The 13,200-nt window shown below is 71.8% G+C and carries 9 protein-coding genes; 3 read left to right on the top strand and 6 right to left on the bottom strand.

The window, feature by feature from the left end:
• Positions 1 to 168: 168 nt before the first annotated feature.
• Positions 169 to 1,674: a 30S ribosomal protein S1 gene (gene rpsA / locus OHU35_RS10750; RefSeq protein WP_189728867.1), complete on the bottom strand. Its 1,506-nt coding sequence runs from the start codon at positions 1,672 to 1,674 to the stop codon at positions 169 to 171.
• Between the two features lie 346 nt (positions 1,675 to 2,020).
• Between rpsA and OHU35_RS10755 the strand changes: the two genes are divergently transcribed.
• Together OHU35_RS10755 and hrpB are read left to right on the top strand one after the other, a co-directional pair.
• Positions 2,021 to 2,875 carry a class I SAM-dependent methyltransferase gene (locus OHU35_RS10755; protein ID WP_189728869.1) on the top strand — a complete coding sequence of 285 codons (855 nt, stop codon included), beginning with the start codon at positions 2,021 to 2,023 and terminating at the stop codon, positions 2,873 to 2,875.
• Between the two features lie 16 nt (positions 2,876 to 2,891).
• Positions 2,892 to 5,453, top strand: a complete 2,562-nt coding sequence (hrpB, locus tag OHU35_RS10760; protein WP_405505217.1) for an ATP-dependent helicase HrpB — start codon at positions 2,892 to 2,894, stop codon at positions 5,451 to 5,453.
• Here the strand turns inward: hrpB and OHU35_RS10765 are convergent.
• The 3 genes from OHU35_RS10765 to OHU35_RS10775 form a co-directional block, all read right to left on the bottom strand.
• A complete protein-coding gene (locus tag OHU35_RS10765; protein ID WP_405505218.1) occupies positions 5,443 to 6,435 on the bottom strand; it encodes a DUF3068 domain-containing protein in 993 nt (330 codons plus the stop codon). The two genes, hrpB and OHU35_RS10765, sit on opposite strands and share 11 nt — an antisense overlap.
• Before the next feature lie 25 nt (positions 6,436 to 6,460).
• Positions 6,461 to 6,595 carry an SPW_0924 family protein gene (locus OHU35_RS10770; RefSeq protein ID WP_184596728.1) on the bottom strand — a complete coding sequence of 45 codons (135 nt, stop codon included), beginning with the start codon at positions 6,593 to 6,595 and terminating at the stop codon, positions 6,461 to 6,463.
• Positions 6,596 to 6,733: 138 nt separating this feature from the next.
• Positions 6,734 to 8,479 (bottom strand): lytic transglycosylase domain-containing protein, encoded by a 1,746-nt coding sequence (locus OHU35_RS10775; protein ID WP_405505219.1) that lies wholly within the window; start codon positions 8,477 to 8,479, stop codon positions 6,734 to 6,736.
• Positions 8,480 to 8,794: 315 nt separating this feature from the next.
• On the opposite strand from OHU35_RS10775, the gene OHU35_RS10780 reads away from it, so the two are divergent.
• Complete coding sequence (locus OHU35_RS10780) at positions 8,795 to 9,652, top strand: DUF4184 family protein (RefSeq protein ID WP_405505220.1); 858 nt, start codon at positions 8,795 to 8,797, stop codon at positions 9,650 to 9,652.
• On the opposite strand, the gene OHU35_RS10785 is transcribed toward OHU35_RS10780, so the two are convergent.
• Positions 9,570 to 10,049 (bottom strand): hypothetical protein, encoded by a 480-nt coding sequence (locus OHU35_RS10785; RefSeq protein ID WP_405505221.1) that lies wholly within the window; start codon positions 10,047 to 10,049, stop codon positions 9,570 to 9,572. The two genes, OHU35_RS10780 and OHU35_RS10785, sit on opposite strands and share 83 nt — an antisense overlap.
• Positions 10,050 to 10,343: 294 nt before the next feature.
• On the bottom strand, positions 10,344 to 13,070 hold the full coding sequence (gene polA / locus OHU35_RS10790) for a DNA polymerase I (protein WP_405505222.1): 2,727 nt from the start codon (positions 13,068 to 13,070) through the stop codon (positions 10,344 to 10,346).
• Between the last annotated feature and the right edge of the window lie 130 nt (positions 13,071 to 13,200).

Raw genomic sequence — 13,200 nt, forward strand, 5'->3', positions numbered from 1 at the left:
GGGGAACTTCGATCTTGGCAGCGGAGGCAACGCCCTTCCTGGGGCGCGGGGAACTGCGCGACAAGCCCTCACCGGCCGACAGCCGACCGATCGCCCGGAAAGCGCTGAGGGGCCGCACCTCGAAAGGTACGGCCCCTCAGCTATCGGCTAAGCCTCAGCGGCAGGCGTTCAGCTCTGCCCACCCGCCAGCTTCTCCCGCAGTGCGGCCAGCGCCTCGTCCGAGGCCAGCGCACCGGAGTTGTCCGCGCCCTCGGAGGAGTACGAACCGCCACCGCCACCGCTCGCGGCCGGAGCCGCACCCGCGGCGTCGCCGCCCTCGGCCGCAGCAGCGGCGTCGGCCTCGCGGGACTTGATGACCTGGGCCTGGTGCTGCTCGAAGCGCGTCTGCGCCTCGGCGTACTGGCCCTCCCACGCCTCGCGCTGGGTCTCGTAGCCCTCGAGCCAGTCGTTGGTCTCGGGGTCGAAGCCCTCGGGGTAGATGTAGTTGCCCTGGTCGTCGTAGGACGCGGCCATGCCGTACAGGGTCGGGTCGAACTCGACCGTGGCCGGGTCGGCACCGAAGGCCTCGTTGGCCTGCTTCAGCGAGAGGCTGATGCGACGACGCTCGAGGTCGATGTCGATGACCTTGACGAAGATCTCGTCGTTGACCTGGACGACCTGCTCCGGGATCTCCACGTGGCGCTCGGCCAGCTCGGAGATGTGGACCAGACCCTCGATGCCCTCGTCCACGCGGACGAACGCACCGAACGGAACCAGCTTCGTGACCTTGCCGGGCACGACCTGGCCGATCTGGTGGGTGCGGGCGAACTGCTGCCACGGGTCTTCCTGGGTCGCCTTCAGCGACAGGGAGACACGCTCGCGGTCCATGTCGACGTCGAGAACCTCGACGGTGACTTCCTGGCCGACCTCGACAACCTCGGACGGGTGGTCGATGTGCTTCCAGGAGAGCTCGGAGACGTGGACCAGACCGTCGACGCCACCCAGGTCCACGAAGGCACCGAAGTTGACGATCGAGGAGACGACGCCGGAACGGACCTGACCCTTCTGGAGGGTCGTGAGGAACGTCTGGCGGACCTCGGACTGGGTCTGCTCCAGCCAGGCACGGCGGGACAGGACCACGTTGTTGCGGTTCTTGTCCAGCTCGATGATCTTCGCCTCGAGCTCCTTGCCCACGTAGGGCTGAAGGTCGCGGACGCGGCGCATCTCGACCAGGGAGGCCGGGAGGAAGCCACGGAGGCCGATGTCGAGGATGAGACCACCCTTGACGACCTCGATGACGGTACCGGTGACGATCCCGTCCTCTTCCTTGATCTTCTCGATGGTGCCCCAGGCGCGCTCGTACTGGGCGCGCTTCTTCGAGAGGATCAGGCGGCCTTCCTTGTCCTCCTTCTGGAGAACAAGGGCTTCGATCTCGTCACCGACGGCGACGACCTCGTTCGGGTCGACGTCGTGCTTGATCGAGAGCTCGCGGCTCGGGATAACGCCTTCGGTCTTGTAACCGATGTCGAGCAGGACCTCGTCCCGGTCGACCTTCACGATGACGCCGTCGACGATGTCGCCGTCGTTGAAGTACTTGATCGTCTCGTCGATCGCGGCGAGGAAGGCTTCCTCGTTACCGATGTCGTTGACCGCAACCTGCGGGGTCGTTGCGGTGGTCTCGGTGCTGCTCGTCATGTGGGAAAGGGCTCCGGTACGGACATTGAAGTCGTAGGTACTGCTACGCCGGGAGCCCGTTTCGCTCTGCAGAAGCCGGACAGCCAAGGAAGCGCCACAGAAAAACGGTGGCGCCTCGAGAACCGAGGGGACATACATACAGATGCGAGCGCAGCCTGCTACGTCTGAGGTGCGCAGGCCCGCAGCGCAACTTGTAGCATACGGGGGCAGCCGGGCAGGGTCAATGCGCGAAGCCGCCCACCCGGGGCAGATCGCCGCATAACCGGCACAAGTCCTGTCCTGCGAGGCCACGCGGGCCGTATGGCACCCCTTCGCGACGCCTCCGGGACGGGCTGAACGGAAGAGTATGACGAGGGAGCCGATCATCCAAGAGCCCGAAGCGTCCGAACCCGAGGCGACCCGGCGTGCCGCCGGGGTCACGGAGAGCTCCCGCGCCAATCGTGGCTGGTGGGACCGTAACGCGGACGAGTACCAGGTCGAGCACGGCACGTTCCTCGGCGACGACCGATTCGTGTGGGGGCCCGAGGGCCTCGACGAGGTGGAGGCCGAGCTGCTCGGCCCGCCGGAGGATTTGAAGGGCAAGGACGTCCTGGAGATCGGCGCGGGCGCGGCGCAGTGCTCGCGCTGGCTGGCCGGCCAGGGTGCGCGGGCGGTCGCCCTGGACATCTCGCACCGGCAGCTGCAGCACGCGCTGCGCATCGGCGGACCGGTCCCCCTGGTGTGCGCCGACGCCGGTGCGCTGCCCTTCGCGGACGGCGCGTTCGACCTGGTCTGCTCGGCGTACGGGGCGCTGCCCTTCGTGGCCGACCCGCGCCTGGTCCTGCGGGAGGTGCGCCGGGTGCTGCGGCCCGGCGGCCGTCTCGTCTTCTCGGTGACGCATCCGATCCGCTGGGCCTTCCCGGACGAGCCGGGGCCTGAGGGGCTGTCGGTGTCGGGGTCGTACTTCGACCGCACGCCCTACGTCGAGCAGGACGAGGAGGGCCGCGCGGTCTACGTCGAGCACCACCGGACGCTCGGCGACCGGGTCCGGGACGTCGCGGCGTCGGGCTTCCGCCTGGTGGACCTGGTGGAGCCGGAGTGGCCGGCGTGGAACACGTCCGAGTGGGGCGGGTGGTCGCCGCTGCGCGGGAACCTGATCCCGGGGACGGCGATCTTCGTGTGCGAGCGAAGCGAGATGGGGGCACCCCCGGCCGGAGGCTGAGGGAGAGACTGAGCGCGTGATCCGCTACGACGCCCTGGACGCCCTGCCCGTACGTGGTGCCCTGCCCGCCCTCGACGACGCTCTGGAGGGGCACGGCACCGCCGTCCTCGTGGCGCCGCCCGGCACCGGCAAGACGACCCTGGTGCCGCTGGCCCTCGCGGGACTGCTCGGTGAGGGCCCCGAGCGGCGGGTGATCGTGGCCGAACCGCGGCGGATCGCGGCCCGGGCGGCGGCGCGGCGGATGGCGTGGCTGCTGGGCGAGAAGCCCGGCGGGAGCGTCGGCTACACCGTGCGCGGGGAACGGGTCGTCGGGCGGCACACGCGCGTGGAGGTCGTCACGACCGGTGTGCTGGTGCAGCGGTTGCAGCGGGACCAGGAGCTGACCGGTGTCGACGTGGTGGTGCTCGACGAGTGCCACGAGCGTCATCTGGACGCGGACACGGCGGCGGCGTTCCTGTGGGACGTGCGGCAGACCTTGCGGCCCGAGCTGCGGCTGGTGGCCGCCTCGGCGACGACCGACGCGCAGGGGTGGGCCGCGCTGCTGGGCGACGCTCCGGTGGTGGAGGCCCAGGGGGCGGCGTATCCGGTGGAGGTGGTGTGGACGCCGCCGGTGCGGCCCGTACGGCCGCCGCACGGGATGCGTGTCGACCCGGCACTGCTGACGCATGTGGCGTCGGTGGTGCGGCGGGCACTGGCCGAGCGGGCCGGGGACGTGCTGTGTTTTCTGCCGGGCGTGGGCGAGATCGCCCGGGTGGCCGGGCAGCTCGGGGATCTCGCACGGCCTGGGGACGTCGATGTGCTGCAGGTGCACGGGCGGGCGCCGGCCACCGTGCAGGACGCGGTGCTGGCCCCGGGTGACCGGCGGCGGGTCGTGCTGGCCACGTCCGTGGCGGAGTCGTCGTTGACGGTGCCGGGCGTGCGGGTCGTCGTGGACTCGGGGCTGGCGCGCGAGCCGCGGGTGGACCACGCGCGCGGGCTGAGCGCGCTGACGACGGTACGGGCGTCGCAGGCGGCCGGGCGGCAGCGGGCGGGGCGGGCCGGGCGTGAGGCGCCGGGGGCGGTGTACCGCTGCTGGGCGGAGGCCGAGGACGCTCGTCTGCCGCGTTTCCCTTCGCCGGAGATCAAGGTGGCCGACCTGACGGCGTTCGCGCTTCAGGTGGCGTGCTGGGGGGATCCTGACGCGTCCGGGCTGGCGTTGCTGGATCCACCGCCCTCCGGGGGTATGGCGGCGGCTCGGGATGTGCTGGGCGCTGTCGGGGCGGTCGACTCCGTCGGGAGGGCCACAGAGCGGGGTGTGTCGCTGGGGCGGTTGGGGGTGCATCCCCGGCTGGGCAGGGCCTTGGTCGATTCCGTGCCGTTCGTCGGTACTGAGCGGGCTGCGGAGGTTGTCGCACTGTTGAGTGAGGAGGCGCCGCGGGCGTACGGGGATGATCTCGCCGCTGCTTTGCGAGGGGCTCGGCGTGGGGGTGACGCCTATGCCTCGCGATGGCGTAGCGAGGTTCGGCGGCTGCGGGCCGTCGTTACCGGTGTTTCCCACGCACCCACCCGTAACTGCCCTCCAAATGCGGAAGCAGAGGCCGAGGCTCAGGCGTGGGCGGATGTCTCGGAGGACCGGCAGGTCGGGCTCGTCGCCGCTCTCGCCTTTCCCGAGCGCCTTGCCAGGGTCGACGGAGGGTCGTGCCTCATGGTGTCCGGGACCCGGGCCGAGCTCGGTGAGGGGAGCGGGCTGCGAGCGGCCGGCTGGATCGCCGTCGCCGTGGCGGACCGGCCCGTCGACAAGGGGCACGCGCGCGTGCAGTCGGGGGCCGTGGTCGACGAGGGGATCGCCCGGCTCGCCGCGGGGGCGTTGCTGGACGAGCGGGACGAGGTGTGCTGGGACGGTGGGGACGTCGTGGCGCGGCGGGTGGAGCGGCTGGGGGCGGTGCGGTTGGCGGTGCGGTCGCTGAAGGACGCCGATCCCGGGCTCGTATGCGGCGCGCTGCTGGACGGGCTGCGGCGGGAAGGGCTCGGGTTGCTGCGGTGGTCGGTGGATGCCGAAGTCCTGCGGCAGCGGCTCGCGTTTCTGCGGCTGCACCTCGGTGAGCCCTGGCCCGATGTCTCCGACGACGCGCTTCACGCGCGCGTGGACGAGTGGCTGGAGCCGGAGCTGAGCCGGGCGCGGCGGCGGGCCGATCTGGCGCGGATCGATGCCGGTCAGGCGCTCGGCCGGCTGCTGCCCTGGGCCTCCGGGGAGGCCGGGCGGCTCGACGAGCTCGCCCCGGAGCGGATGGCCGTGCCGAGCGGGTCGAAGATCCGTATCGACTACTCACGGCCCGAGCAGCCGGTGCTCGCGGTGAAGTTGCAGGAGATGTTCGGGCTGCAGGAGTCGCCCCGGGTCGCCGGGGTGCCGCTGCTCGTCCATCTGCTGTCCCCGGCCGGGCGGCCGGCCGCCGTCACCGCCGACCTCGCCTCGTTCTGGCGGGACGGCTACAAGGGCGTACGGGCGGAGCTGCGCGGGCGGTATCCGAAGCATCCGTGGCCCGAGGACCCGGCGGGTGCCGAGCCGACCCGGTACACCAACGCGCGGCTCAGGCGCTGACCTGTGACGGCTCCTGCGACGCCGTCGGTGCCGGGCCGGAGGGGCGGCGGCCGCGGGCCTCCAGGTACAGCGCGAGGGCCAGCAGGAGGACGCCGAGGGTGAGCGAGCCCCAGGGCAGGTAGGACGTCATCAGCAGGATGAGCAGGCGCTGGGACTTCACCAGGTCGACCGTGTGCGTGATGTAGTCCTCGCGCATCTTCACGTGGCCGGCGAACGCGGTGACCTTGTCGCGGTCGCCGAGGAGGGCGCCGCCGCGCAGTTCCTCCTTGTGGATCTCCTCGCCGTAGACGGGGGCGCCGGTGAGGGGCTCGACCCAGAACTTGCGGACCGTGGTGTACCAGCGGGTCGTGCCCGTCTGGGCGACGGACTCGGGGGTGAGCCCCTCCACGGGCAGGGTCTTCGGGATCTTCACCTTGGTCCAGGGGATGGTCTGCTCGAAGTAGTAGACCTCCAGGCCGCGGAAGTTCCGGGTGTCCTGGTAGTGGATGGGGGCGGTGACGCGGGCCTGGGCGTCGAAGTACTGGTAGGCCCGTTTCTCCGTGAGGAACGGCCATTTGAACTCGATGCCCTCGCGGCGCACCGGATCGCCGTCGACCGTCTCGCCGGTGGCGTGGACGGGTTCCTGGGTGTGGGCGTCGAAGATGTAGCGCTCGGGGATCTTCGACACCATCTCGCCGTCGGGGCCGACGACGTAGGACAGGCCGTCCCAGACGACCACGTCCCGGCCCGCCGACTCCTCGATCCTCTCGGAGGCCTCGACGTTGCCCTTGAGGGTCTGCACGATGGTGACCTTGGGGACCTTGCGGGCCCGCATGGTGCCGTAGTCGAGGAGGGTGGCGTCGCGAGCCTCCAGGACCATGTCCTGGTACTGGTTCGCGGGCACCTTGGCGAGCCGCGGGAAGGCGTACCAGCGCAGCAGCGGGGCCAGTGCCGCGAAGAACACGGCGAGGGCGAGCAGGATCAGAGCGGCCTTGCGACGCATCTCGGCCTCCGTCCCGGGCGGGCGGTCAGGGGTGTGCGGGCACCGTCGTCAGCAGCGGCTTCGGGGACGTCCCGCCCGAGGGGGAGCCGAGGGCGGTCAGCGTCAGGACCACGGCGAACGCGACGGCGAGACCGGTGGCGGCGGCGACGAGGGTGCGCATACGGGGGCCTCCCCACGGTTGAGCTGATACACCGTCAGGTTTCTCGGCACCGTAGCAACGCGCGGCGGAGATGAGAACACGTTGCACACACAACGACGCCCCTCCTCTGAGAGGGGCGTCGTCCGTACTACCTGCGAACTACGCGCTGGGGCTCGTGGACGGGCTCGGCGAGGACGTCTCGGCCGCCGCCACGGTCAGTTCGACGGTGAGTGTCGCTCCGCCCGCGGTGTTGACGCGGAGCAGGAACGTGCCGGTGGTGTCGTCCGCGTACAGCTTCGGCAGCTTCAGCAGGCCCTTCGTGTCCGTCTTCAGGGCCTTCAGGGTGCGTACGGCCTTGCCGTCGGCGTCCTTGAAGTAGGGGCCCTTGTCGTTGGCGGTCGGGTCGTCCGCCGACTTGATCAGCGTGGCGGTGGCCGCGACGCCGTCGGCGACGGCGCCCTTGTACGTGGCCTTCACCTCGACCTGGTTCGCGAACTCACCGCCCGGGGCGCAGGTCAGCGCGGCGTCACCGGTGCGGGCGAGGGCGTCGGCGGCGCGCTCGGTGACGGTGGCCGTGTAGTCGAGGCCGGCGACCGTGCGGCCCACGACGGTGGCGCGGACGGTGACCTCACCCGTCTTCTCCCCGGCCTGCAGGGCGGGAGCGACGGCGACGCCGGAGCTGTTGGTGGCGACCGTGGCGACGTTCTCGCCGCCGGTGAAGGTGGTGTCCGTGGTGCCGATGATCGTGAAGCGGACCCTGACCTTGCCCACGGCCTTGCCGGCCTTCGTCTCCGCGCGGGTGCTGATCCGCTTGGTGAACGCGTCGCCGGCCATGGCGGTGAGCTTGGCGGTTCCGGCGTCCTCCAGATGGTCCACCGTGTCGGTGTTCGTGGGAGGCGTCGAGGGGGGCGTGGTCGGGGTGCTGCCGGGGTCGGTGGGCGGCTTCGGAGTAGTCGTGCCGCCGCCGGGCTTCTCGGGCTTGGGGCTGGGCCTGGGCTTCGAGCCGCCCGGAACCGGGGTGGTCGGGGTGGTCGGCGTGCTCGGCGTGGAGGGCGAAGGGCTCGCCCCGGCCCCGTCGTCGCTGCGGTTGCCGGGCAGTGTGCCGGTGCCGTCGGGGATCTCGTGCGTGCCCTTGCGGTAGTACTCCACCCAGCGCATGACCAGGTTCAGATACTCCCGCGAGTTGTTGTAGCTGAGGATCGCGCGGTCGAGGTCGTCCTGGTCGGACAGGTCCCAGTCGAAGCGGCACAGGTAGTGGCCGGCGGCGAGTGCCGCGTCGTAGACGTTGTTGGGGTCCTTCTTGCCGTCGTCGTTGCCGTCGCGGCCCGCCCACGCCCAGGTGGACGGGATGAACTGCATGGGTCCGACGGCCTGGTCGTAGGAGCTGTTGCCGTCGTAGGCGCCGTCGTCGGTGTCCCTGATGAGGGCGAAGCCGTTGCCGTCGAGCTGCGGGCCGAGGATGGGCGAGAGGGTCGTGCCGTCGGCGTCGACGCGGCCGCCGCGGGCCTGGCCCGACTCCACCCGGCCGATGGCGGCGAGGAGTTGCCAGGGCAGGTTGCAACCGGGCTTGGCCGAGTTCAGCGCGGCCTCGGCCTTCTTGTAGGCGTCGAGGACGGTCGCGGGGATACCCGCCTCTGTGGTGCCGGGGGCGGCGGGGCCGGTTCCGGTGCTCGGGGACGGGTTCGGGCTCTTGAGCGGCGGCAGGTCCGTGTAGTACGGCGAGTTGCCGGTGGCACTGCCGTCAGAGGCACTCGCGTCGGGTGAGGGCGTGGCGTCCGCCGCGGTCTGTCTGCCGTGGTCGTTCACGCCCGGAGCCTGGGAGGCGGACAGCGCCGCGACCGCTACCGCGGCCACGGCGGTGGTTGCCGCCCCCTTGCGCAGCCTCCTGCCGAATTGCGCCGCCATAGAGTGAACCCCTCCCGTGGGCGCTCCAGCGCCCGTCTCTGCCTGTCGCGCACTTCTGTTGCGTTCGCGCTCTTCTGTTGCGTTCGCTCTGTTGTGACGATCGACCGGCCCGAGTGGTTGCCCTCCGACGGACCTGTCTCTCGCCCCCGGCACGGTGACCCTGGCGACCCTACGGCAACTTCCTTTGCCCGGGCACCCGTTCGTGCCCGGTTTTCACCGGTTGGTCATGGGGCGAGCGTGACGGGCGGCCGGTGTTCGGCATCCCGCATACTGGGCGGTCCGATCGCCTGGCAACGACCGTCACTAGGAGCAGAGTTGCCGTTCACGCTGAGCCACGCGGCAGCCGTTCTGCCCGCCGTACGCACCGACGGGACCGGCCGGGGCACGCTGGTGCCCGCCGTCCTCGTGGCGGGTTCCTTCGCGCCCGACATGACCTACTACGCGGCGAGTGTGCTGTCCGGGGCGATGGAGTTCGGTGACGTCACGCACGCGTTCTGGGGGGTGTTCACGGTCGATGTGCTCATCGCCTGGGCGCTGGTGGGGCTGTGGCTGCTGATGCGCGAGCCGCTGGTGGCGCTGCTGCCGCGGGCTCGGCAGGGGCGGGTGGCGGCCCTGGTGCGATGCGGGGCGCCACGCGCGCGTGTGACGCCCTCCCTGATGGTGCGGTGGTACGGGTCCGCGGTGCTCGGCGCGCTGACACACGTCGTGTGGGACGCGTTCACGCACCTCGACCGGTGGGGGATGCGGCTGTTTCCGGTGCTGGGCCGTGAGGTGGCGGGCTCGCCGCTGTACTGGTACCTGCAGTACGGCGGTTCGGCGGTGGCCGCGGTGCTGATCGCCGTGTTCGTGGTGCGCGCGCTGCGGCGGATGCCCGTGCGCGAACCGGTGGGGATCCCGCTGCTGGCGGCACGGGACCGCTGGGCGGCCGGTGCCGTGATCGGCGGCTTCGCACTGGTGGGGGCGGTGCAGCGGGCGGCGCGGTGGTGGGCCTACTGGGGTTCGGCCGCGAAGCCGTGGGAGATCATTCCGACGGTGTGCTTCGGCGCGGGGGCGGGGCTCGTCCCGGCGCTGCTGTTGTACGCCGTCGTGGTCAGGGCGCGGCGCCCGGTTCCGGCCCCCGGCGGTTCTGACCGTGCCGGCGATACGGAGCCGAGCCGTCCGGCCGCTCGCTGAGGGGCTCGGTGGTCACGATGTACACCGTGATGACGGTGTGCCCGGGGCGCGGCCGTGGGAGCAGCGTGAGAACGAGGGTCAGGTAGCCGCGGGCCCGGTCTGCCCAGGCCCGGCGGGGGGTGGTTCTGCCGGTTTCGCCGGATGTCTCGGGACTGCCGGGCAGGTCGCCGGTCTCCGAGGGCCTGGTGGGGCCGGTGGTGGGCAGGCCACCGGGGCTGGCGGAGTCGGTGGGCCGGCGTCCGAGGGCCAGGCGGTTACGGAGATCCGCCGTCGTCCGGCGCAGGGCCGTGGCGAGGGTCGCGGGGACGCGGAGCGTGCTGGCGTCGGCCGCGTGGACCCGGACCGGCGGGAGTGCCACGCCTGGTGCCGTGCGGCCGAGGAGCGTGCGTATACCCATGCCCGCATCTTTGCGACGGTCGGAGGCGGGGGCGCCTTCACGGGGGCCACGCGAGTGATGGTTTTGATGGGGGTGGGCCCGGGGCGGGCCGGGCTCAGCTGAGGCGGATGCCCGGACGGGACCGGGGCCGGGGTGGGACTGGGCCAGGGGCCGGTGCCTCGGCGGAGGCGGGACGGAGCTGTGGCGGCTTTCTCCGGCAGCCCAACGAGTCCCCGGCCCCGAAGCGCCACCCCGCCCCTGCTCCCTGCCCAGCCCGGCCCAGCCCGGCCCGGCCCGGCCCAAGCAGCGCAGCGCCTAGTGCGCCGCCGACTCCCAGTCCGCCCCCGAGCCCACCGAGACGCCCAGCGGGACACGGAGGTGAACCGCGTCCGCCATCTCGCGGCGGACGAGTTCCTCGGCGGCCGCGCGCTCGCCCGGGGCGATCTCCAGCACGATTTCGTCGTGCACCTGGAGCAGCATCCGGGACTCCAGCCCGGCCTCCTTCAGCGCGTCGCCCACCTTGAGCATGGCGATCTTCACGATGTCGGCCGCCGTGCCCTGGATGGGCGCGTTGAGGGCCATCCGCTCCGCCGCCTCGCGACGCTGGCGGTTGTCGCTGTTGAGGTCGGGGAGGTAGCGGCGGCGCCCGAAGAGCGTCGCCGTGTAGCCCGTCGCCCGGGCCTCGTCGACCGCGCGGCGCAGATAGTCCCGTACGCCGCCGAACCGCTCGAAGTACGCGTCCATCAGGGCGCGGGCCTCCCCCGCCTCGATGTTCAGCTGCTGGGACAGGCCGAAGGCGGACAGGCCGTAGGCCAGGCCGTACGACATGGCCTTGATCTTGCGGCGCATCTCGGCGTCCACCGCGGTCGGCTCGACCGCGAAGACCTGGGAGGCGGCCGTGGTGTGCAGGTCCTCGCCCGAGGTGAAGGCCTCGATCAGGCCCTCGTCCTCGGAGAGGTGGGCCATCACGCGCAGCTCGATCTGGCTGTAGTCGGCCGTCATCAGGGACTCGAAGCCCTCGCCGACGACGAAGCCGCGGCGGATGGCGCGGCCCTCGTCGGTGCGGACCGGGATGTTCTGCAGGTTCGGGTCCGTGGAGGACAGGCGGCCGGTGGCGGCGACCGTCTGGTTGAAGGTGGTGTGGATGCGGCCGTCCGCGGCGATCGTCTTGATCAGGCCCTCGACGGTGACGCGGAGCTTGGCCTGCTCGCGGTGGCGGAGCATGATCACCGGCAGCTCGTTGTCCGTCTGGCCGGCGAGCCAGGCGAGGGCGTCGGCGTCCGTGGTGTAGCCGGTCTTCGTCCGCTTCGTCTTGGGCAGGGCCAGCTCGCCGAAGAGGACTTCCTGGAGCTGCTTGGGCGAGCCCAGGTTGAACTCGTGCCCGGCCGCCGCGTGGGCCTCCTTCACCGCCTGCTGGACGGCGCCGGCGAACATCTGCTCCATGGCCTCCAGGTGGGACCGGTCGGCCGCGATGCCGTGCCGCTCCATGCGGGCGAGCAGTGCGGACGTGGGCAGCTCCATGTCGCGCAGGAGGTCGGCGGCGCCGACCTCCTCCAGGCGGCCCTCGAAGGCCTGGCCCAGGTCGAGGACGGCGCGGGCCTGGATCATCAGGGCCTCGGCCTCGGCGCCTTCGTCCGCGCCGAAGGCGAGCTGGCCGTCGGCAGCGGCGGCGGGGGTCAGCTCGCGGTGCAGGTACTCCAGGGACAGCGCGTCCAGGTCGAAGGAGCGGCGGCCCGGCTTGACCAGGTAGGCGGCGAGCGCGGTGTCCATGGTGACGCCCTCGACACTCCAGCCGTGCTCGGCGAAGACCCGCATGGCGCCCTTGGCGTTGTGGAAGGTCTTGGGCCGGCCGGCGTCGGCGAGCCAGGCGGCGAAGGCCGTCTCGTCGGCCTCGTCCAGCTGGGAGGGGTCGAACCAGGCGGCCGGTCCGCCGGGCGCGGCGAGCGCGATCTCGGCGACCGAGCCGGTGCCGAGGGCCCAGGTGTCGACCGTGGCGATGCCGAGGGGCTGCGTGCCGTGCTCGGTGAGCCAGCCGGTCAGCTCGCCGGTGCCGAGCACCGTGCCGTCGAGCTGCACGCCCTCCGTGCTGACCGGGGTGGTCTCGGCCTCCTCGGCGCCGGGGTCGACGGCGAAGAGCCGCTCGCGCAGCGAGGGGTTGCGGATCTCCAGGGTGTCCAGGACCACCGCGACGGCCGTGCGGTCGTAGGCGGCCCGCTCCAGGTCGGTGACGCCCTTGGGGAGCTCCACCTGGCGCTCCAGCTCGGTGAGCCGGCGGTTGAGCTTGACCGCTTCGAGGTGGTCGCGGAGGTTCTGTCCGGCCTTGCCCTTGACCTCCTCGACGCGCTCGACGAGGTCCGCGAAGGAGCCGAACTGGTTGATCCACTTCGCGGCGGTCTTCTCGCCGACGCCGGGGATGCCGGGGAGGTTGTCGGAGGGGTCGCCGCGCAGAGCCGCGAAGTCGGGGTACTGCGCGGGCGTCAACCCGTACTTCTCGAATACCTTCTCCGGGGTGAAGCGGGTCAGCTCGGAGACGCCCTTGGTCGGGTACAGCACCGTGGTGTGCTCGCTGACCAGCTGGAAGGAGTCGCGGTCGCCGGTGACGATCAGCACCTCGAAGCCCTCGGCCTCGGCCTGGGTGGCGAGGGTGGCGATGACGTCGTCCGCCTCGAAGCCGTCCACCGCGAAGCGGGCGGCGCCCATCGCGTCGAGGAGCTCGCCGATCAGCTCGACCTGGCCCTTGAACTCGTCCGGGGTCTTGGAGCGGTTCGCCTTGTACTCCGTGAACTCCTGCGACCGCCAGGTCTTGCGGGAGACGTCGAAGGCGACCGCGAAGTGCGTGGGCTCCTCGTCGCGCAGCGTGTTGGCCAGCATCGACGCGAAGCCGTAGATCGCGTTCGTCGGCTGGCCCGTCGCGGTGGTGAAGTTCTCCGCGGGCAGCGCGAAGAACGCGCGGTAGGCCAGCGAGTGCCCGTCCATGAGCATCAGTCGCGGGCGGCTGCCGCCGGAGGTCTTGTCGGTCGTCTTCGATGCTGTCTCTGCCACGCCCCCGATCCTGCCACGCCCCACTGACACTCGGCCCCGGCCCCGGCCTCGCGGGCTCCGGGGCGGGACATCGCACCGGGCCCGCCCCCACTCGATGTCACCACCCCGTGCGAGGATCGGAGACCTGTCT

Source organism: Streptomyces purpurascens, assembly GCF_045040895.1.
In the GTDB taxonomy this organism is placed as follows: domain Bacteria; phylum Actinomycetota; class Actinomycetes; order Streptomycetales; family Streptomycetaceae; genus Streptomyces; species Streptomyces purpurascens.